The organism is Streptococcus dentasini (genome assembly GCF_053206945.1).
Map to the genome: position 1 here is coordinate 42245 of NZ_JBRUHS010000012.1, position 20346 is coordinate 62590.

The 20346-nt window shown below is 41.3% G+C and carries 21 protein-coding genes and 1 tRNA gene; 21 read left to right on the top strand and 1 reads right to left on the bottom strand.

The genetic code is table 11. The annotated features are described in order from the left end of the window. The first annotated feature begins 97 nt into the window (after positions 1-97). Genes truA through ACVR1G_RS09070 form a run of 4 tightly spaced genes read left to right on the top strand, consistent with a single transcriptional unit; the run spans position 98 to position 2629 of the window. The gene (truA, locus tag ACVR1G_RS09055; RefSeq protein ID WP_447452856.1) at positions 98-847 is read left to right on the top strand and encodes a tRNA pseudouridine(38-40) synthase TruA; all 750 of its coding nucleotides are present in this window, start codon (positions 98-100) and stop codon (positions 845-847) included. Further along, positions 840-1601 (top strand): bifunctional hydroxymethylpyrimidine kinase/phosphomethylpyrimidine kinase, encoded by a 762-nt coding sequence (locus ACVR1G_RS09060; RefSeq protein ID WP_447452872.1) that lies wholly within the window; start codon positions 840-842, stop codon positions 1599-1601. Before truA ends, ACVR1G_RS09060 begins: the two co-directional genes overlap by 8 nt. Then, positions 1588-2058 carry an ECF transporter S component gene (locus tag ACVR1G_RS09065; protein ID WP_447452857.1) on the top strand — a complete coding sequence of 157 codons (471 nt, stop codon included), beginning with the start codon at positions 1588-1590 and terminating at the stop codon, positions 2056-2058. Before ACVR1G_RS09060 ends, ACVR1G_RS09065 begins: the two co-directional genes overlap by 14 nt. Positions 2059-2065: 7 nt before the next feature. Beyond that, entirely contained in the window at positions 2066-2629 is a 564-nt protein-coding gene (locus ACVR1G_RS09070; RefSeq protein ID WP_447452873.1) for a TIGR01440 family protein, read from the top strand. A gap of 52 nt (positions 2630-2681) precedes the next feature. Here ACVR1G_RS09070 and ACVR1G_RS09075 read toward each other — a convergent pair whose 3' ends face one another. Further along, positions 2682-3533, bottom strand: coding sequence for a mechanosensitive ion channel family protein (locus ACVR1G_RS09075; protein ID WP_447452858.1), 852 nt, complete (start codon positions 3531-3533; stop codon positions 2682-2684). A 150-nt stretch (positions 3534-3683) separates the two neighbouring features. Between ACVR1G_RS09075 and tig the strand changes: the two genes are divergently transcribed. From tig to leuS, 17 genes are all read left to right on the top strand, one after another. Then, on the top strand, positions 3684-4967 hold the full coding sequence (gene tig / locus ACVR1G_RS09080) for a trigger factor (protein ID WP_447452859.1): 1284 nt from the start codon (positions 3684-3686) through the stop codon (positions 4965-4967). Positions 4968-5113: 146 nt separating this feature from the next. Then, complete coding sequence (locus ACVR1G_RS09085; protein ID WP_447452860.1) at positions 5114-5779, top strand: HAD family hydrolase; 666 nt, start codon at positions 5114-5116, stop codon at positions 5777-5779. Positions 5780-5875: 96 nt separating this feature from the next. Further along, on the top strand, positions 5876-6454 hold the full coding sequence (gene rpoE / locus ACVR1G_RS09090; protein WP_447452861.1) for a DNA-directed RNA polymerase subunit delta: 579 nt from the start codon (positions 5876-5878) through the stop codon (positions 6452-6454). A 183-nt stretch (positions 6455-6637) separates the two neighbouring features. Then, on the top strand, positions 6638-8242 hold the full coding sequence (gene pyrG, locus ACVR1G_RS09095) for a CTP synthase (protein ID WP_447452862.1): 1605 nt from the start codon (positions 6638-6640) through the stop codon (positions 8240-8242). A gap of 147 nt (positions 8243-8389) precedes the next feature. Beyond that, positions 8390-8475 (top strand) — tRNA-Leu (locus tag ACVR1G_RS09100). 67 nt (positions 8476-8542) lie between these two features. Next, positions 8543-8785 carry an AraC family transcriptional regulator gene (locus ACVR1G_RS09105; RefSeq protein WP_447452863.1) on the top strand — a complete coding sequence of 81 codons (243 nt, stop codon included), beginning with the start codon at positions 8543-8545 and terminating at the stop codon, positions 8783-8785. Positions 8786-9149: 364 nt separating this feature from the next. Continuing rightward, a complete protein-coding gene (locus tag ACVR1G_RS09110; RefSeq protein WP_447452864.1) occupies positions 9150-9320 on the top strand; it encodes a hypothetical protein in 171 nt (56 codons plus the stop codon). Positions 9321-9557: 237 nt separating this feature from the next. Continuing rightward, a complete protein-coding gene (locus ACVR1G_RS09115; protein WP_447452865.1) occupies positions 9558-9878 on the top strand; it encodes a VOC family protein in 321 nt (106 codons plus the stop codon). Between the two features lie 30 nt (positions 9879-9908). Continuing rightward, entirely contained in the window at positions 9909-10145 is a 237-nt protein-coding gene (locus ACVR1G_RS09120; RefSeq protein WP_447452866.1) for a hypothetical protein, read from the top strand. A 292-nt stretch (positions 10146-10437) separates the two neighbouring features. Next, a complete protein-coding gene (locus tag ACVR1G_RS09125; protein WP_447452867.1) occupies positions 10438-11319 on the top strand; it encodes a class II fructose-bisphosphate aldolase in 882 nt (293 codons plus the stop codon). A 205-nt stretch (positions 11320-11524) separates the two neighbouring features. Then, complete coding sequence (gene rpmB / locus ACVR1G_RS09130; RefSeq protein WP_165212339.1) at positions 11525-11713, top strand: 50S ribosomal protein L28; 189 nt, start codon at positions 11525-11527, stop codon at positions 11711-11713. Between the two features lie 163 nt (positions 11714-11876). Then, positions 11877-12242, top strand: coding sequence for an Asp23/Gls24 family envelope stress response protein (locus ACVR1G_RS09135; RefSeq protein WP_002960106.1), 366 nt, complete (start codon positions 11877-11879; stop codon positions 12240-12242). After that, positions 12242-13912: a fatty acid kinase ATP-binding subunit FakA gene (gene fakA, locus ACVR1G_RS09140; protein ID WP_447452868.1), complete on the top strand. Its 1671-nt coding sequence runs from the start codon at positions 12242-12244 to the stop codon at positions 13910-13912. The genes ACVR1G_RS09135 and fakA overlap by 1 nt, the downstream gene beginning before the upstream one ends. 218 nt (positions 13913-14130) lie before the next feature. Then, complete coding sequence (locus tag ACVR1G_RS09145) at positions 14131-15834, top strand: acetolactate synthase large subunit (RefSeq protein ID WP_447452869.1); 1704 nt, start codon at positions 14131-14133, stop codon at positions 15832-15834. Next, positions 15827-16309: an acetolactate synthase small subunit gene (ilvN, locus tag ACVR1G_RS09150; RefSeq protein WP_447452870.1), complete on the top strand. Its 483-nt coding sequence runs from the start codon at positions 15827-15829 to the stop codon at positions 16307-16309. Before ACVR1G_RS09145 ends, ilvN begins: the two co-directional genes overlap by 8 nt. 73 nt (positions 16310-16382) lie before the next feature. Then, positions 16383-17405 carry a ketol-acid reductoisomerase gene (gene ilvC / locus ACVR1G_RS09155; RefSeq protein ID WP_447452871.1) on the top strand — a complete coding sequence of 341 codons (1023 nt, stop codon included), beginning with the start codon at positions 16383-16385 and terminating at the stop codon, positions 17403-17405. A 145-nt stretch (positions 17406-17550) separates the two neighbouring features. Further along, positions 17551-20052 carry a leucine--tRNA ligase gene (leuS, locus tag ACVR1G_RS09160; protein WP_447452874.1) on the top strand — a complete coding sequence of 834 codons (2502 nt, stop codon included), beginning with the start codon at positions 17551-17553 and terminating at the stop codon, positions 20050-20052. Positions 20053-20346: the final 294 nt, after the last annotated feature.

Sequence of the window (20346 nt, forward strand, 5' to 3'; positions counted from 1 at the left end):
ACATAAAATGGAATAGTTTTTATAGGTTCAATCTGTCCCCAGACAGATTGAACCTTTTTCTCTGGGCGAGACTGATTAATCATGCTAAAATAAGGCTATGGTAAGATATAAGGCGATTATCTCTTATGATGGCACCTTGTTTGCTGGCTTTCAGAGGCAGACTAAGGAACGGTCAGTTCAAGAAGAGTTAGAAAAAACTTTGCAGCGGCTAAACAGTGGTTTCCCTGTAAAGGTACATGGAGCTGGACGAACGGATAGTGGCGTTCATGCCTATGGGCAAGTCATTCATTTTGATTTACCTCAGGTTCGTGATGAAGAAAAGCTGAGGTTTGGGTTGGATACTCAGTTACCTGAAGATATTGATGTGGTTAGTGTTGAGCAAGTGACTGATGATTTTCATGCTCGCTATCATAAGCATAGTAAGACGTATGAGTTTCTTGTTGACATTGGCCGTCCTAAGAATCCTATGATGCGGGCCTATGCAACGCACTATCCTTATCCTATTGATTTGGCTGCTATGCGGGAAGCTATCAAAGATTTAGTGGGCACCCATGATTTTACTGGCTTTACAGCTTCAGGGAGCTCGGTGACTAATAAGGTGAGAACGATTACAAAGGCAGAGGTGATGGTTGATGCCAAGACTGGCTTTTTAGTTTTTACTTTTACTGGTAATGGCTTCCTCTATAAGCAGGTGCGCAATATGGTAGGAACTCTCTTGAAAATTGGCAATGGGCGTATGCCTGTAAATCAGGTTAGGACAGTATTAGAGACAAAGGATCGTAATTTGGCTGGGCCGACAGCTGCTGGCAACGGCCTTTATCTGAAGGAGATTATCTATGATGACTAATGTTTTGGCTATTTCGGGAAACGATGTATTTAGCGGGGGTGGTCTTTACGCAGACCTCAATACATATACAGCTAATGGCCTGCGTGGTTTTTTGGCAGTAACGTGTTTGACAGCTATGACAGAAAAAGGCTTTGAGGTGTTTGCGACAGATGGACAGGTCTTTAAGGCACAGTTGGATAGCCTGAAACCTGTTGCCTTTGGAGCTATTAAACTGGGATTATTGCCAAATACTGCCATTGCCACCCAAGCATTGAAATTTATAGAAGACCACAAGGGAGTACCAATCGTTTTAGACCCTGTTTTGGTCTGTAAGGAAAAACACGATGTCGCAGTCAGTGCATTGCGTGATGAATTATTAAAATTTTTCCCTAATATCACTATAGTGACTCCGAATTTATCAGAAGCCGAGTTGCTTGCCCAGCAGGAAATCAAGACACTGGAAGATATGAAATCTGCAGCTAAGACTCTTCATCAACTTGGTGCTCCAACAGTTGTTATTAAAGGGGGCAGTCGCTTGGATTCTGAGAGAGCTGTAGATCTTTTCTACGATGGGGAAGATTTTAGAGTTTTGGATTACCCTGTGCTTGACAAAAACAATGTCGGAGCAGGGTGCACCTTCGCGTCTAGTATTGCTAGCCACTTGGTTCTTGGCAAGGAGATTTTCGAGGCAGTAAGGATATCTAAGGACTTCGTTTATCAAGGTATTCAACATTCTGATCAGTATGGAGTAGTACAGAATTATGAGGCAAATTAGACTACATCAATTAACACTTCTAGCTTTGCTAGCGGCACTTAGTACGGTATTAGGTTTTATTCATATTCCCTCTCCAACTGGTTTTTTGACCTTGCTGGATGCAGGAGTTTTCTTTACCGCCTTTTATATGGGTAGTCGCGGCGGAGCAGCCGTCGGGGGGATATCTGCTTTTCTTTTAGATCTATTGTTGGGCTACCCCCAGTATATGTTGTTTAGTTTGCTAGCTCATGGTTTGCAGGGACTCCTTGCTGGTTTACAAGGAAAATATCGCTTTGTTGGAGTGCTGTTGGCCTCTATAACTATGGTCGGTGTTTATGTTTTAGCTGCTTTGATACTTGGTTATGGCTGGGGAGCGGCTGTCGCCGGGATATGGGGGAATTCTTTTCAGACGATACTTGGTGCGGTGATAGGCTTTATAGCTTTTAAGCTGTTTTCAAATTTATTTCCTAAGAAATGAGGTTATGATGGATTTAGACCTACTGAAAAAACAAACAGAAGGAATTATTGTAGATATATTGGAACGCTCTGCGATTAAACCGGGACAGATTTTTGTCCTAGGCTTATCTTCCAGTGAGGTAGCTGGTGGTCGCATTGGCCAAAACTCCAGCTTAGAAATTGGTGAAGTCGTTGTACAGACTGTCTTAAATGAGACGAAAAAGCGTGATGTCTATTTAGCTGTTCAGGGCTGTGAGCATCTCAATCGAGCCCTAGTCGTAGAAGAGTCTGTTGCAGAGGAAAAGCAGCTGGAGGTGGTTAATGTGCTTCCCAGTCTTCATGCTGGCGGCAGTGGTCAGCTAGCCGCATTTAAATTTATGGAGCACCCTGTTGAGGTTGAAGAGCTTGTTGCGCATGCAGGTCTAGATATTGGTGATACCTTTATTGGCATGCATGTTAAACGTGTTCAAGTTCCTCTGATTCCCATTCAAAGGGAACTCGGAGGAGCTCATGTAACAGCCCTTGCTAGCCGCCCAAAACTCATCGGAGGCGACCGGGCTCTGCATGAAAAAGATTCTATTCGAAAAGCCTAAAAGCTGATAATGTGGTAGTTGTTTGCTGTCATAAAAAGAGCTGGACTTAAGCTCAGCTCTTTGATGTTGGTGGAATGATGTGGGCACTGGGGGTGGGGAGTGTCATGCCCTCTTTCAATAATGCCTCCTGATAAAGACGGAAAAATTTGGAGTAGATACGAAACTGTTGCCCATTTTGCACAAAAATATCTACTCGAAAAACGAATTGCCCATTGATAGCTGTTCGGGGACCTAAGATATTAGGGACCCCTACAATTTCTGGATTGCTAGGAACCTCTTGGCTATTAACCTCCTTGATGATCTGAGTCACACGATCAAGATTCGTGGTGGCATAGATAGGAATGTCAACTTGAGCCCGCATATCTCCGCGAGATTGGTTGCTGACCAGCAAAATTTGCCGATTTGGAATGAAATGCAGTGTTCCGTCAAAATCTCGAATTTCTGTCGTACGAATCCCCACGCTGGACACTGTTCCTGAAACAGAGTCTACCGTTACGGAATCTCCAACATCAAATTGCCGCTCAATAAGGATGAAAAAACCATTGACGAGATCAGACAGAAAACCTTGTGCTCCTAAACCGATAGCCAAACCTGCAATCCCTGCTCCGGCAATTAGACTAGAGACAGGTAGGCCTAGGATAGCTAAGATCCAGTAGATAAGCATGAAATAGAGCAGGTAACTCATAATGTTGTGGAAGAGCTTTATCAAGGTTTTACGCCTTCCTTCGGTTTGCCCCAACAGACGGGGAGAACGTTCAAAGAATTTTTTAAAGGCCCAGTCTGCAATACGTTTACCGATAATAAAGACGAAAATCAGCAAAGCGAGTGATATAACTTTGGACAGCAGTGTGACTGCCATATCTTCCAAATGGAGTGATTCCCAGTATTTGTTTAAGATATTCATAGAGAAATCCTTTCTGCCTATTAGTCTAACAAATTTTTGCGGAAGTAGCAGTTTTTAGTTGATAAGCGGGGAATTTCGCATAAAAAAACTTTTAAAACCCCCTAAATTATGATAGACTAAGGTGTATTACGATTTTTTAAGGAGATAAAGATGTCTGTATCATTTGAAAACACGGCTGCTAACCGCGGTGTGCTTACATTTACAATCAGTCAAGAACAAATTAAACCAGCTCTTGACACAGCCTTCAATAAAGTAAAAAAAGATTTAAATGTTCCTGGGTTCCGTAAAGGGCATATGCCGCGTGCTGTCTTTAATCAACGCTTTGGCGAGGAAGCGCTTTATGAAGATGCCTTGAATAGCATTTTACCTACAGCTTACGATGCAGCTGTATCTGAAAGTGGGCTTGATGTCGTGGCTCAACCTAAAATTGATGTTGATTCAATGGAAAAGGGGCAGGATTGGGTTATCAAGGCTGAAGTTGTAACTAAACCAGAAGTTAAGTTGGGTGACTATAGGAATCTTGAAGTTTCTGTTGAGGAAACGAAGGAAGTGTCGGAGCAAGAAGTTAACGACAAAATCGAGCGTGAACGTAACAATTTAGCTGAATTGACTATTAAGGATGCTGCTGCTGAAAATGGAGATACCGTTGTTATTGATTTTGTCGGTACCGTTGATGGCGTGGAGTTTGATGGTGGCAAGGGAGACAATTTCTCTCTTGAGCTTGGCTCAGGCCAATTTATTCCAGGCTTTGAAGAACAGTTGGTTGGCTCTAAAGCTGGTGATGAAGTAGAAGTCAATGTAACCTTCCCTGAGGATTATCAAGCTGATGATCTTGCTGGTAAAGACGCAGTCTTTGCAACAACAGTGCATGAAGTTAAATCTAAAGAAGTTCCAGAACTTGATGATGAGTTAGCTAAAGATATCGACGAAGAAGTGGAAACACTCGATGAGTTGAAAGCTAAATACCGCAAAGAGTTAGAAGCTGCTAAAGAAATTGCTTATGACGATGCTGTTGAAGGCGCTGCGCTTGAATTGGCTGTTGAAAATGCAGAAATTCCGGAACTACCAGAGGAAATGGTACATGATGAAGTTCACCGTGCGATGAATGAATTCTTGAGCAATATGCAACAACAAGGAATTTCACCTGATATGTATTATCAACTGACAGGTACGACTGAGGCCGATCTTCACAAACAATATGAAGCAGATGCTGATAAACGTGTGCGTACAAACCTTGTTATCGAAGCGATTGCAGCTGCTGAAGGATTTGATGCAACAGACGAAGAAATTGAAAAAGAGATTACAGATCTTGCTGCGGAATATAATATGGATGCTGAACAGGTTCGTTCACTGCTTTCGTCTGACATGCTGAAACATGATATCACTATGAAGAAAGCTATTGAAACTATTACTAGTTCTGCGAGTGTCAAGTAGTTTTTATCTTGACTTTGTTGATGAGACTTGGGGAGAACTCCAAGTCTCTCGTTTTTTAGCTGTTTAAATTCGGCTGCTCATAAGATTAGAATAACGCTGAGCTAGTTGATAGAAAGCAGGATCCAGGGCATCGTGAAGAGGTTATTATGATAAAGTTGATTATTTTTGATATGGATGGTGTCATTGTTGATACAGAATATTTAGATTTTCAACTGCAACAGAATTATATTAAACAGATTGCACATAATCCCTCACAACTGACTTTTAAGGATTTCTCGGAGCTGGTTGGACGCTCTGGACAAGACCTCTTAGAAAGAATAAAGCGTCTCAGTCAGACGTCGCTTTCCCTGAGTGAAATTGCAGCTGGACTAGGTGAGATTGAGAGGGTAAAATATCGCAAAGAAAATTGTTTGTCTCTGTTTCGTAAAGATGTTTTGGCTGTTTTAGAGTATGCTAGGGCAGAGGGAATCGCCTTAGCTCTTGCCTCGTCAACAAAAAGAGATTATATTAAAACTGTTTTAACAACTTGCGGTATTAAGGAGTATTTTGATGCTATTGTCAGTGGCGAGGATTTTGAAAAGAGTAAACCAAATCCAGAAATCTACTTGGCGGTTCTTGAGCGTTTGGCTATTTCAAGTGGGGAAGCACTGGCTATTGAAGATTCGCCTTCAGGGATAGCAGCGGCTAAAGGCGCAGATCTGACGGTCCTTGCTTATCGAGAAGATCGCCTCGGTATTGATCAGTCGCTGGCTGATTATATGGCCGAAGATATGCGGGATATCTTGGCTTTTGTTAAAAAATCAACCAGTTAGACTAGTTTGTTTTTGGATGTATAAAGAAAATCATTTTTGACTTACTACTAAAAATATCGTAAAATATAAGTTAATGACAAAATAAGGAGAACGGCCTTGGAATTAGAAGTATTTGCTGGACAAGAAAAGAGCGAACTGTCAATGATTGAAGTTGCCCGTGCTATTTTAGAGACACGTGGTCGCGATAATGAAATGTACTTCAGCGATTTAGTCAATGAGATTCAAAACTACTTAGGAACATCTGATGCTGATATTCGCTATGCTCTGCCATTTTTCTATTCAGATTTGAATACTGATGGCAGCTTTATTCCTCTAGGTGAAAATAAATGGGGACTTCGGTCATGGTATGCCATTGATGAAATTGATGAAGAAGTGATTACACTGGAAGAAAATGGTGAAGACGTTCCTAAACGTAAGAAAAAGCGTGTTAATGCCTTCATGGATGGGGATGAAGATGCTATCGATTATAATGATGATGATCCAGAAGATGAGGATGACTTTACGCCAACAGATGTTGAGTACGATGAAGAAAATCCTGATGATGAGAAATCAGAAGTTGAGTCTTATGATTCAGAAATTAACGAAATTATCCCCGATGAAGACGTAGACGAGGATACTGTAGATTTAAATGAATCTGATGACGAAGAAGATGATGAGGACGACGAGGAAGCTTGATTTTCTGATTGACAAAAGCCTCTGGATAATCTATACTAATTATCGGGCACCTCTTTTAGAGGTCGGAATGCTCCCTAGGCAAATAGGGGGCTATTTTTATTTTTAAAAGTAAAAGCCTTGTGTACTATAAAATAAGGCTGGCTGTGTGTCTAGCTGTGCCGTTTGAGATAATAAGGAGTGTGTATGACAAAGTACATTTTTGTTACAGGTGGTGTTGTTTCTTCGATTGGTAAGGGAATTGTAGCGGCCAGTCTTGGACGGCTGCTTAAAAATCGTGGACTAAAAGTTACAATTCAAAAATTTGATCCTTATATTAATATTGACCCAGGGACAATGAGTCCTTATCAGCATGGTGAAGTCTATGTGACAGATGATGGAGCTGAAACAGATCTTGACCTTGGTCACTATGAACGCTTTATTGATATCAACCTTAATAAGTATTCAAACGTTACAACAGGAAAAATTTACAGCGAGGTTTTGAGAAAAGAGCGTAAGGGTGAGTATCTTGGTGCCACTGTTCAGGTTATTCCCCATATTACGGATGCCCTCAAGGAGAAAATTAAGCGTGCCGCTACAACAACAGACTCTGATGTTATTATCACTGAAGTTGGCGGAACAGTCGGAGATATTGAGAGTCTGCCATTTTTAGAGGCTCTTCGCCAAATGAAAGCAGATGTGGGCTCTGATAATGTTATGTACATTCATACAACATTGCTTCCTTACCTTAAAGCTGCTGGTGAGATGAAGACCAAGCCCACTCAGCATTCAGTCAAAGAATTGCGCGGGCTAGGGATTCAGCCTAATATGCTGGTTATTCGGACAGAGCAGCCAGCGGGGCAGAATATTAAAAATAAATTAGCGCAGTTTTGTGATGTGGCGCCAGAGGCTGTTATCGAGTCCCTTGATGTTGATCATATCTATCAAGTTCCCCTTAATATGCAAGCACAGGGTATGGATCAGATTGTCTGTGACCATTTGAAATTAGATGTACCTGAAGCGGATATGACCGAATGGTCAGCTATGGTTGATAAGGTCCTTAACCTCAAAAAGACCACTAAAATCGCTTTGGTTGGTAAATATGTTGAGCTGCCAGATGCCTATCTTTCAGTTGTCGAGGCGCTTAAGCATTCAGGCTATGTCAACGACTCTGCCATTGACCTTCAATGGATCAATGCTAACGATGTTACAGCTGAAAATGTTTCTGAACTCCTTGGTTATGCTGATGGCATCATTGTTCCTGGTGGTTTTGGTCAACGCGGGACTGAAGGTAAAATTCAGGCTATTCGCTATGCGCGTGAGAATGATGTTCCGATGCTTGGTATCTGTTTGGGCATGCAGCTGACTTGTGTAGAATTTGCTCGCCATGTTCTTAATATGCAAGGTGCTAATTCCTCAGAGCTAGATCCAGATACAGCTTATCCTGTCATCGATATCATGCGCGATCAAATCGATGTTGAAGACATGGGGGGGACTCTTCGTCTGGGTTTGTATCCATGTAAACTTAAGTCTGGCTCAAAGGCTGCTGCAGCCTATAGCAACCAAGAGGTTATTCAGCGCCGTCATCGTCACCGCTATGAGTTCAATACTAAATTCCGCGAGGATTTTGAAGCAGCTGGTTTTGTTTTTTCAGGCGTATCACCTGACAATCGCTTGATGGAGGTTGTTGAGCTACCAGATAAAAAGTTTTTTGTCGCAGCTCAATACCATCCAGAGTTGCAAAGTCGTCCTAATCGTGCTGAAGAACTTTACACAGCCTTTGTAACAGCTGCAGTTGAAAATGCTAAATAAAAGAAATTATTTGAAAACGACTCTAGCCTTCGGGCTAGGGTTTTCTTCTCACTTTTTAAAATCTATTTTGAAGGTCTCTGAAAAAATTAAAAAATGTTATTGACAAGAAAAATCTCCCTTGATATAATAAATTCTGTTGTAAGAACAGCGGAAATGGCGGAATTGGCAGACGCGCAGGACTAAGGATCCTGTGACCGCTTTAGGTCGTGAGGGTTCAAGTCCCTCTTTCCGCATTGAAAGATAAGCAGGCGTAAGGTCTGCTTTTTTGTTTTATATGAGGAGATTGAAAGGAGGAAGAAAGTGGATATCGAGGCGATTACAGCTTACATGGCAGAACATTTGGCGGATGACATTTCCTTGGAGAAAGTCGCCCAGCATTTTCATTATGCGCCGTCCTATTTTTCTCGGCAGTTTAAAACAGTGACTGGTGTGACTTTTTGTAAATATTTAGAATCCATGCGGATCCAGGGCCGGGATGAGAAAGTTATTGGCCGAAGAAGGCAATATAACGCATATTGCTGGTCAGGTTGGTTACGACTATAGCAGTAATTTTTCAAAAATATTTCGCAAGCAAACAGGGAGCTTAGCTAAGGCTTATAAGTCTTCGGCTAGTTTGGCCTATAGGTTTTTAAAAGATTTTATAAACCAAAGAGAATCTTCACTATCACCATTTTAAAGATATAAGGGCTAATAATCAGGTTAAGATTAATCTCATCTATCCAAAAGATTATGTGCCAGAATTAGTTTTTGTCGGCCTCTTTCCTGACCCTCTGCCAATCAAGTACCTATTGTAGGGCTGGTAACGACAGCAACAAAAGGTCTTTGTCTGGATAGGGTACCAGCAGGGAGCTATTATCTACTTGCTTGTGATCTTGCTACAAATACCAATTTTTCTTCTACTTTTATCATGCTGGATATTTATCGTAGTAGGCATGATAGCCTCTTAATCTTTGATGAGGATTCTAGTTATACTGTTAATCTTTTGATGGATGAAAAGGCAACCCCATCATCCTTTAAATACGGTCAATCTGCCGAAGTTAATTATGGACAGCCTTTTAAAGAAGTCAAAATAGGATAAATTTTATAAGGCCATATTTGCTATACTCAGTCTATAAGAATGATAAAGGATTCTAAGATTAGGTTCACTTAGATAGAAACTTTATCAATTGAAATAACTCATATAGAAGCATAGGAGGCGACATCATGACTAAGGTAAATGTATTTTTGGGATTTAAGGACCAAGTTGAGGAGGCTTTTCAACTCTATAGTCGGGTGTTTAATAGCGCGATTGAACGCATTCTTAGAGTAAAGGGACTTGCCTAATGGCACTGATTTTTCAGGTGAAGCAGGTGAGAAAGTTGCTTGGATGGCTCTTCAATTGGGGAATATCCAGCTCTGGGGTGAGGATCGCGGTTACTTTGCCCAATACGGGACAGACGTTGCAGACTTCAATCAAATTCCACGGCAGTTTATCTCTGTTTATATGGCAGATGAAGCAGAAGCGGATCGGACGATGGCGCAACTGAGTCAAGGAGGTAATATCATTCTGCCCTTTGCCCCGAATTTTTTCAGTCCTTATTATGGTCGTGTGATAGATCGTTATGGTATTGGCTGGGAATTGTTGGTAAGCCCGTAAAGATTGAGTTAGATTCGTTAAGGTGAAAGTATGGTGTACGATAGACAACTTGCGGATACTGTTCGCAAGGAGCTGGAGCAGCAGCTTGGGCCGGAATTATTTGAAGATGAGGTGTTTGAGAAAAAGATGTTTGGTGGCTTAGCTTTTATGGTCAGGGGGCATCTTTGCCTCACGATTAGCGGTCGAAAAGGTGTATGCCTGATGGTTCGGGTTGGTAAAGAGAGTCATGACGATTTGCTAAAGAGAACAGGTGCCTCCACACTATGAAGAGAGGAAAACCACGCAAGGGCTATCTGGATTTGGATGAGAGAGGGCTAGGAGCGTTAGACTATTGGGTTGGTAAAGCGCTGATGTTTAATAATACATTGCAAAGGTAAAAAAGTTTTATTGTAACTTATCTCAATGTACATTTTTTGATTTAAAAAGTGATGAGCGGCATCGGTATCTTTGTCTTGGAAAACGCTTTAATCTTTTGTTGAGACTAGTTTTTTAATGTGATTTGTGCTAGAATGAACATGTAAACGGGTTCAGCCCGAAAAATAAATAGGAGGCCTTTATAATGGCAATCGTTTCAGCAGAAAAATTTGTCCAAGCAGCTCGTGACAATGGTTATGCAGTTGGTGGATTTAACACAAACAACCTTGAATGGACACAAGCAATCTTGCGAGCTGCAGAAGCTAAGCAAGCGCCAGTATTGATCCAAACTTCTATGGGTGCTGCTAAGTACATGGGTGGTTATAAACTTTGCAAGACTCTCATTGAAAATCTTGTAGAGTCAATGGGTATTACTGTACCAGTTGCTATCCATCTTGACCATGGTCATTTCGATGATGCTTTGGAGTGTATTGAAGTTGGCTACACTTCTGTTATGTTCGATGGTTCACATCTTCCAATAGAAGAAAATCTTGAAAAAGCTAAAATTGTTGTTGAAAAAGCGCATGCTAAGGGTGTATCAGTAGAAGCAGAAGTTGGAACCATCGGTGGTGAAGAAGATGGTATCGTTGGTGATGGTGAGTTAGCGCCAATCGATGATGCTAAGGCAATGGTTGCCACTGGTGTAGACTTCTTGGCAGCTGGTATTGGTAACATTCACGGACCATATCCAGAAAATTGGAAGGGCCTCCATCTTGATCACCTTGAAAAATTGACTGCAGCTGTGCCTAATTTCCCAATCGTATTGCACGGTGGATCAGGCATCCCTGATGATCAAATTCAAGCAGCTATCAAACTTGGTGTTGCTAAAGTTAACGTTAATACTGAGTGTCAAATTGCATTTGCAAATGCAACTCGTCAATTTGTACGTGAGTACGATGCTAACGAAGCTGAATATGATAAGAAGAAACTCTTCGACCCACGTAAGTTCTTGAAACCTGGCTTTGAAGCTATTACAGCCGCAGTTGAAGAACGTATTGATGTTTTCGGTTCCGAAAACAAAGCTTAAGCTATAAAATTTAGTGATAATATGCCCCTGCACAAAAGTGCGGGGTTGTTTTTTGAGATCGCTTCTTACTGTTGTTGGAGGCTAGTCTTTCTTGAAATTCAAAATATGTATGAAATAGCTTGTCAAGTCAGGCTAATTCTGGTAGACTGGTATGGTATGTGGTGCTAGCACATCCGTAAAAAATAATGTGGGAGGAAAGAGTAAGATGGCAAAAGTATGTTATTTTACAGGACGTAAGACAAAATCTGCAAACAACCGTTCACACGCAATGAATAAAACTAAACGTGTTGTGAAACCAAATTTACAAAAAGTAACCATTTTGGTTGACGGTAAGCCTAAAAAAGTTTGGGCTTCAGCCCGCGCCCTTAAATCAGGGAAAGTAGAACGCGTTTAATAAATCAGAGCCTAGAGGCTCTTTTTTTATTCCCGGACATGGTGTAACTAGGTGGGAGAGTATTAGTTTGTAAGTGTCGCTACCGAGGGATAAGACTGTATTCTTTGTACTTTAGTCTTAGATTATGATAGAATAAAGTGATAAAAACTTGAGAGGTAGCAGTATGACTGTAAAGATCAATACAAAAGATGGTCAAATTGAGTTATCTGATGACGTCATTGCAACCGTTGTCGGTGGTTCAGCAACAGAAATTTTTGGTGTTGTTGGTATGGCAAGTAAAAGTGCCATCAAGGATAATTTTCAAGCTCTTTTGCGCAAGGAGAATTATTCAAAGGGTGTTGTCGTTAAATCGTTGGAGGATGGTATTACGGTTGATGTTTATACTGTCATGAGCTACGGTGTCAAGATTAGCGAGGTCTCAAAAAATATTCAGGAGCGTGTGAAGTTTAATCTTGAGAATCAATTGGGTATTCATGCTAATGTAGTTAATGTTTATATTCAAAATATTAAAGTTGTAGGAGAAGATTAGTGTCAAATATTACGACAAGCTTATTTCAAGAAATGGTGCAGGCTGCGGCTACTCGTCTTGGAAATCAAGCAGAGTATGTAAATTCATTGAATGTCTTTCCTGTCCCTGATGGAGATACTGGTACCAATATGGGGATGACTATCGAAAATGGTGCTAAAGCCGTTGCTGATCAACCGGCTTCTACAGTCGGTGGAGTAGGGCAGATTTTATCCAAGGGGCTTTTAATGGGAGCGCGTGGGAACTCTGGCGTTATCACATCACAATTGTTCCGTGGATTTGGCCAAGCCATTAAAGATTTAGAAGAGTTAGATGGTAAAGCCTTGGCTAACGCCCTTCAGGCAGGTGTAGAGGTCGCTTATAAAGCTGTTATGAAGCCTGTAGAAGGGACTATCCTGACGGTATCAAGAGGGGCTGCCATCTCTGCTATGAGGAAGTCTGAGACCACTAATGATGCGACTGAGGTCATGCGGGCTGCCCTTGATGGTGCTAAGGCGGCTTTAGCTAAAACACCTGAGATGCTACCAGTCCTTAAGGAAGTGGGAGTAGTGGATTCAGGAGGGCAAGGGCTGGTTTTTATCTATGAAGGTTTCTTGTCAGCCTTGACTGGGGAATACATGGCTTCTGAAGAGTTTCAAGCAACTCCTGCTAATATGACTGAAATGATTAATGCTGAACATCATAAATCTGTAGCTGGACATGTGGCTACGGAGGATATTCAGTACGGTTATTGTACGGAGATTATGGTGGCGCTGCGTCAGGGGCCAACTTACGTTAAAGATTTTGATTATGAGAGCTTCCGTAATTATCTAAACGAGCTTGGGGATTCCCTCTTAGTTGTTAATGATGATGAAATTGTTAAGGTTCATGTCCATACAGAGGATCCTGGCCTTGTTATGCAGGAAGGTTTGAAATACGGGGCACTTGTCAAGGTAAAAGTAGATAATATGCGCGGACAGCATGAAGCGCAGCTGAAAAAGGAAGAAGCACTTGAAGCCCCTGTACAGACTGAAAAGAAAGAGTATGGCTTGATCGCGGTTGCGGCTGGTAATGGTTTGGCTGAAATTTTTAAATCTCAAGGTGTGGATTATGTTATTTCAGGCGGTCAAACGATGAATCCGTCGACGGAGGATATCGTTAAGGCGATTGAATCTGTTAATGCTGACAACATTCTTATTCTTCCTAACAATAAGAATATCTTTATGGCTGCTCAATCTGCTGCAGAGGTTGTAGATGTTCCGGCTGCTGTTGTTGAAAGTCGAACGGTGCCTCAAGGTTTAACTAGTCTACTGGCTTTCAATCCTGAAAATAATTTAGAGGATAATGTAGCAGCCATGTCGGCCAGCTTGTCAGAGGTCGTTAGCGGTAGTGTAACCTTGGCGGTTAGAGATACGACCATTGACGGTCTAGAGATTCATAAAGACGATATACTTGGCATGGTTGACGGTAAAATCCTTGTATCTAATCCAGATATGGAAGCGGCCTTGCTTGCTACTGTGGACAAAATGATTAACGAGGATAGTGAAATTGTGACGATTTACATCGGTGAAGATGGCAATCAAGAATTAGCTGAAAAACTGGCTGAGATTTTAGAAGCTCAGAACGAGGATATTGAAGTGGAGCTTCATGAAGGAAATCAGCCTGTTTATCCTTATATTATGAGTGTTGAATAGTGCTTCTAAGAGTTTTCTCTTTGATTAGTATCCTTTTAATTCTTGCTAAAATAAATTCCCTCCCGCTTTTATTAGAAAGAAGTAGGGGATTTTTATTTATAAAAGAAAACGATTTTCTTAGTGTATTGGACTTGCAATATTCTTAGAAAATGTTATTATAGAAATCAAGAATTTTGAATTGTTAGAATTTTCTATAAAACTCTGAAAAAGGAGGTAGTATGAATCAAGTTTCGTTAGAACAGGCTAAGACAGGGTCTGATTTATTGTTAGATACTCTAGTGGAGCTGGGAATTGATACTATTTTCGGTTATCCTGGAGGAGCGGTTCTTCCTTTATATGATGCAATTTATCAGCACGATGATATTAATCATATCCTTGCTCGCCATGAGCAAGGCGCCCTTCACGAGGCAGAAGGATTTGCTAAGTCAACTGGGAAAGTTGGTGTGGCTGTAGTAACTAGTGGACCTGGTGCTACTAATGCTATCACTGGTATCGCTGATGGTATGAGCGATAGTGTACCTATGCTGGTTTTTACTGGGCAGGTAGCCATGGCTGGTATTGGTAAAGATGCTTTTCAGGAAGCAGATATCGTTGGTATTACAATGCCAATTACAAAATATAATTATCAAATTCGAGATGTAGCAGAGATACCGCGTATTGTAAAGGAAGCCGTTCATATTGCAACAACAGGACGACCTGGTCCAGTATTGATTGATCTTCCTAAAAATGTCTCTGAGACCAAGGTGACTAGCTACAATGATCCTGAAGTGAACTTACCTAGCTATCAACCGACGATTTTGCCAAATGCTCTTCAAGTTAGAAAACTATTGGCCCAGCTGAAAAAAGCTAAAAAACCTTTAATCATTGCTGGCGGTGGCGTTAATTATGCTGGTGCTTCTAAAGAATTAGTAGCTTTTGCAGAGCGTTATAATATCCCAGTTGTTTCCACGCTTCTGAGTTTGGGAACGATTCCGATTGGCCATCGTCTAGCATTGGGGATGGGAGGGATGCACGGCTCCTATGCTTCGAATATGGCGATGACGCATTGTGATTTTATGATCAACTTTGGATCGCGCTTTGCGGATCGCCTAACAGGTAATCCCAAGACCTTTGCTAAAGATGCAGTTGTAGCCCATGTAGATATTGATCCGGCTGAGATCGGCAAGGTTGTCCAGACTGATATTCCTATTGTTGGTGACGCTAAAGAAGCTTTGAAACTTCTTTTGGATGAAGAGACAGTTCGGACGCATCATGACAGTTGGACTGAGGAAGTATTGGCTAATAAAGCTAAGGCTCCATTTAGTTACAAGTTTGATAGTGATATTATTAAGCCCCAGCATGCTATTGAAACTATCGGTAAATTAACACAAGGAGAAGCTATCGTAGTGACAGATGTTGGGCAGCATCAAATGTGGGCTGCTCAGTTTTACCCTTACAAGAATGAGCGTCAGCTTATCACATCGGGTGGTTTGGGAACGATGGGATTCGGTATACCAGCTGCAGTGGGCGCAAAGTTAGCTAATCCTGATAAGGAGGTTGTTCTCTTTGTCGGCGATGGCGGCTTCCAAATGACAAATCAAGAGTTGGCTATTTTGAATGGATATGGCCTGCCGATTAAGGTAGTTTTGATTAACAACCATTCTCTTGGAATGGTTCGCCAGTGGCAGGAATCCTTCTATGAGGAGCGACGGAGTCAGTCTACCTTTGATGATGAGCCTAATTTTCAACTTTTGGCTGAGTCTTATGGTATTGCGCATTACCATTTTTCTAACCCGAACACTTTGGAAGAGGAACTGCAGGTTATTACCGAAAATAAACCTATGTTGATTGAGGTTGATATTTCTAATCGTGAGCACGTTTATCCAATGGTTCCATCTGGAAAATCGAATGCTGAAATGTTGGGGGTGACTTTTAATGCGTAGAATGTTAGCAGCTAAACTCTACAACTCAACGGGAGTCCTCAACCGTTTTACCGGAGTCCTTTTGCGTCGACAGGTTAACATCGAATCGATATCGGTTGGTCATACAGAGGAAGAAGGGATTTCTCGTATTACTATCATTATCGAAGTAGACAGTTTGGAAGAGGCTGAACAGATTATTAAGCAACTCAATCGATTGATTGATGTTGTTCGGGTTCGAGATATTACGGATATCCCTCACCTAGAACGCGAGGTCATTTTGGTTAAAGTGTCTGCTCCGGCACATAAAAGAGCAGAGATCCTAGCGGTTATCCAACCTTTTCGAGCTGGTGTCATCGATGTCGGATTGAAATCTATCACAATCCAGATGACGGGAGATGCCAATAAGGTTGATGCCCTCTTACGAGTAGTTCAACCTTACGGTATTCAAAAAATTGCTCGTACGGGAGCAACAGGTTTTTCACGAGATTTGTCCTAAAAATGTCGTTTGTCAGTGTTTGTCTACGCCTGTTAAAGGCGAAAAAATAATTTTAGAAAAGAGAGATTTTATTATGGCAGTTACAATGGAATATGAAAACGACGTAAAAGTTGATGCACTTAAAGGTAAAAAGATTGCAGTCATTGGCTATGGTTCACAGGGGCATGCTCATGCTCAAAACCTTCGTGATTCTGGTTACGACGTCATTATCGGTGTTCGCGCAGGGAAATCCTTTGATAAAGCTAAAGAGGATGGCTTTGATGCCTATGAAGTAGCGGAGGCTACTAAACTGGCTGATGTCATCATGGTGTTGGCGCCGGACGAAATCCAAAAGGATATCTATAAAGATGAGATTGCCCCCAATTTAACTGCGGGTAAGGCTCTCGGGTTTGCACATGGTTTCAATATTCATTTTGAGTACATTAAAGCTCCAGAAGATGTTGATGTCTTCATGGTTGCACCTAAAGGTCCTGGTCACCTAGTACGTCGTACTTATACAGAAGGATTCGGCGTTCCAGCCCTCTATGCTGTATACCAAAATCCAACAGGGAATGCGAAAGATATTGCAATGTCTTGGGCTAAAGGGATTGGTTCAGCCCGCGTTGGCCTTTTGACGACTACATTTAAGGAAGAAACTGAAGAAGACCTCTTTGGAGAACAAGCAGTTCTTATGGGGGGCTTGACTCACCTTATCGAAGCAGGTTTTGAAGTATTGACGGAAGCAGGCTATGCACCAGAATTGGCTTACTTTGAAGTTCTTCACGAAATGAAGTTGATCGTTGACCTTATTTATGAAGGCGGATTTAAGAAAATGCGCCAATCATGCTCGAATACTGCTGAGTTTGGTGACTTCGTAACAGGTCCTCGTGTCATTGGTCCAGAAGTCAAAGAGAATATGAGAGCAGCTCTTGCAGACATCCAATCGGGTAAATTTGCGCGTGAATTTGTTGAAGATCACGATGCTGGTTTCCCACGTTTGAAAGCATTCCGCGAAGAAGCGGCTAACCTTGAAATTGAAAAGGTTGGTGCAGATCTTCGTAAAGCAATGCCATTTGTTGGTCAGAATGATGACGATGCCTTTAAGATTTATAACTAATTTATGCACAGTCATATTAAAAAAAGGGGGTCACTGCCCTCTTTTTTAGTTCTTTATGCTTTATAAATGCTTGGAAGATGTCTGCTTTAAAAATATGCTGAAAATGTTATAATAAATGGGACTATATAATACGGAGAAACATTTTATGACTTTCTATAATCACAAAGAAATTGAAGCAAAGTGGCAGAAATATTGGGCTGATCATCATACTTTTAGGACAGGAACTGATGCGTCAAAGCCTAATTTTTATGCTTTAGATATGTTCCCTTACCCATCAGGAGCTGGTCTCCATGTGGGACATCCTGAAGGATATACAGCAACAGATATTCTCAGCCGTTACAAGCGCGCTCAAGGTTACAATGTTCTGCATCCGATGGGCTGGGATGCCTTTGGTTTACCTGCTGAGCAATATGCTATGGATACGGGAAATGATCCAGCTGATTTTACGGCTCAGAATATTGCTAATTTTAAACGTCAGATTAATAGTTTAGGTTTTTCTTACGATTGGGATCGCGAAATTAATACGACTGATCCTGATTACTATAAGTGGACTCAATGGATTTTTACAAAGCTTTTTGAAAAAGGGCTGGCCTATGAGGCAGAGGTTCCCGTAAACTGGGTCGAGGAATTAGGAACGGCAATTGCTAATGAAGAGGTGCTGCCTGATGGGACTTCTGAACGAGGCGGCTATCCCGTTGTTCGTAAACCAATGCGTCAGTGGATGCTAAAAATTACAGCCTATGCTGAGCGGTTGTTAAATGATTTGGATGATCTTGATTGGCCTGAATCAATCAAGGATATGCAGCGCAACTGGATTGGTAAATCTATCGGAGCCCATGTGGATTTCAAGGTGGCTGGGACAGACAAACAATTTACAGTTTTTACTACTCGTCCTGATACGCTTTTTGGTGCTACATATGCTGTGATGGCACCAGAACATGATTTAGTTGACGTGATTATGAGCGCAGAGCAAGCGCAGGCAGTTATAGATTATAAGCATCAAGCTAGTTTAAAATCTGATTTGGCTCGAACTGACCTCAATAAGGAAAAAACGGGTGTCTGGACTGGCGCTTACGCCATTAACCCTGTTAATGGTCGAGAAATTCCTATTTGGATTTCTGACTATGTTTTGGCAAGTTATGGTACTGGTGCTATTATGGCGGTGCCAGCCCATGATCCCCGAGACTGGGAGTTTGCCAAAGAATTTGGATTAGATATTATCCCGGTCCTAGAGGGCGGTGATGTGGATAAAGAGGCTTGGACTGAAGATGGACTCCATATTAACTCTGAGTTTCTTAACGGGTTGAATAAAGAGGATGCTATTGATCGAATCATTGACTTCCTAGAAGAAAATGACCTTGGTCAGAAGCAAATTAATTATCGTCTTCGTGACTGGCTTTTCAGCCGTCAAAGATATTGGGGTGAGCCTATTCCAATCATTCATTGGGAAGACGGAACATCAACAGCTGTTCCTGAAAATGAATTACCCCTTGTCCTTCCTAAAACGAGTGATATTAAGCCGTCGGGAACAGGGGAATCGCCACTGGCCAACCTAACAGATTGGTTGGAAGTGAGGCGGGAAGATGGTGTAAAAGGGCGTCGTGAAACGAACACTATGCCTCAATGGGCAGGATCCAGTTGGTATTATTTACGCTACATTGATCCCCATAACAATAAAAAATTAGCTGACGAAGATTTACTTAAAGCATGGCTACCAGTTGACATTTATATTGGTGGTGCTGAGCATGCAGTTCTTCACTTGTTATACGCCCGTTTCTGGCATAAATTTCTTTATGATATTGGTGTCGTTCCAACAAAAGAACCCTTCCAAAAACTTTTTAACCAAGGAATGATTTTGGGAACCAGTTATCGCGACAGTCGAGGTGCTCTGGTAGCTACCGATAGAGTTGAAAAACGCGATGGCTCATTCTTTAGCATTGAGACTGGTGAGGAATTGGAACAAGCTCCGGCTAAAATGTCTAAATCACTCAAAAATGTAGTGAATCCTGATGATGTAGTCGAGCAGTATGGAGCTGATACTCTTCGTGTTTATGAAATGTTTATGGGACCACTGGATGCTTCGATTGCCTGGTCAGAAGAAGGACTTGAAGGTAGTCGCAAGTTTCTCGATCGTGTCTACCGATTATTTACTACAAAAGATATTATAACTGATAATAGTGGAGCTCTAGATAGGGTATATCATGAAACTGTTAAGGTAGTAACAGAGCAAATTGAAGCCATGAAGTTTAATACAGCTATCGCGCAGCTTATGGTGTTTACCAATGCAGCTAATAAGGAAAAACAGCTGTTTGCTGATTATGCCAAAGGGTTCATCCAATTACTAGCACCATTTGCTCCGCACCTGTCCGAAGAACTCTGGCAAGTTTTAACGTCTTCAGGTGAGACTATTGCATACGCTGCATGGCCTAAGTGGGATGATAGTAAACTTATTGAGGATGAAGTTGAGGTTGTTTTACAAGTCAAGGGTAAAGTTCGAGCTAAGGCTATGGTAGCTAAAGATCTTTCTAACAAAGAATTAGAGGCTCTTGCTCTAGCTAATGATAAAATTAAACAAGAAATTGGAGGGAAAGAAGTAATCAAAGTCATAGCAGTCCCAAACAAGCTGGTCAATATTGTCATTAAATAGTTTTTATCGAAAGTAGGTCTTAAGCCTGCTTTTTTATTGACTGCTGCTTTGTTATATATAGAAAATTTATGTGAGTAATCTAGTGATAATGAGTAAGCTATTTTTGTAGTACGGTTCATGAATAAAAATACAGAAAATAATTTTAATCTATTGACAAGGCATCTTTGCTTTGATACACTAATAAAGCTGATGAAAGCAATGCAAGAAACATCACAAAAAGATGACAAAAGTGTTGACAAGTGATTAAAAAGGTAGTAGACTATAAGAGTTGCTTTTAGCGGCAGGAAAGACCTT

Bases quoted from the DNA above. Each gene is read 5' to 3' on its own strand.
- truA (WP_447452856.1), top strand. From the start codon at position 98: ATGGTAAGATATAAGGCGATTATCTCTTATGATGGCACCTTGTTTGCT.
- ACVR1G_RS09060 (WP_447452872.1), top strand. From the start codon at position 840: ATGACTAATGTTTTGGCTATTTCGGGAAACGATGTATTTAGCGGGGGT.
- ACVR1G_RS09065 (WP_447452857.1), top strand. From the start codon at position 1,588: ATGAGGCAAATTAGACTACATCAATTAACACTTCTAGCTTTGCTAGCG.
- ACVR1G_RS09070 (WP_447452873.1), top strand. From the start codon at position 2,066: ATGGATTTAGACCTACTGAAAAAACAAACAGAAGGAATTATTGTAGAT.
- ACVR1G_RS09075 (WP_447452858.1), bottom strand. From the start codon at position 3,533: ATGAATATCTTAAACAAATACTGGGAATCACTCCATTTGGAAGATATG.
- tig (WP_447452859.1), top strand. From the start codon at position 3,684: ATGTCTGTATCATTTGAAAACACGGCTGCTAACCGCGGTGTGCTTACA.
- ACVR1G_RS09085 (WP_447452860.1), top strand. From the start codon at position 5,114: ATGATAAAGTTGATTATTTTTGATATGGATGGTGTCATTGTTGATACA.
- pyrG (WP_447452862.1), top strand. From the start codon at position 6,638: ATGACAAAGTACATTTTTGTTACAGGTGGTGTTGTTTCTTCGATTGGT.
- ACVR1G_RS09110 (WP_447452864.1), top strand. From the start codon at position 9,150: ATGCTGGATATTTATCGTAGTAGGCATGATAGCCTCTTAATCTTTGAT.
- ACVR1G_RS09120 (WP_447452866.1), top strand. From the start codon at position 9,909: ATGGTGTACGATAGACAACTTGCGGATACTGTTCGCAAGGAGCTGGAG.
- ACVR1G_RS09125 (WP_447452867.1), top strand. From the start codon at position 10,438: ATGGCAATCGTTTCAGCAGAAAAATTTGTCCAAGCAGCTCGTGACAAT.
- rpmB (WP_165212339.1), top strand. From the start codon at position 11,525: ATGGCAAAAGTATGTTATTTTACAGGACGTAAGACAAAATCTGCAAAC.
- ACVR1G_RS09135 (WP_002960106.1), top strand. From the start codon at position 11,877: ATGACTGTAAAGATCAATACAAAAGATGGTCAAATTGAGTTATCTGAT.
- ACVR1G_RS09145 (WP_447452869.1), top strand. From the start codon at position 14,131: ATGAATCAAGTTTCGTTAGAACAGGCTAAGACAGGGTCTGATTTATTG.
- ilvN (WP_447452870.1), top strand. From the start codon at position 15,827: ATGCGTAGAATGTTAGCAGCTAAACTCTACAACTCAACGGGAGTCCTC.
- ilvC (WP_447452871.1), top strand. From the start codon at position 16,383: ATGGCAGTTACAATGGAATATGAAAACGACGTAAAAGTTGATGCACTT.
- leuS (WP_447452874.1), top strand. From the start codon at position 17,551: ATGACTTTCTATAATCACAAAGAAATTGAAGCAAAGTGGCAGAAATAT.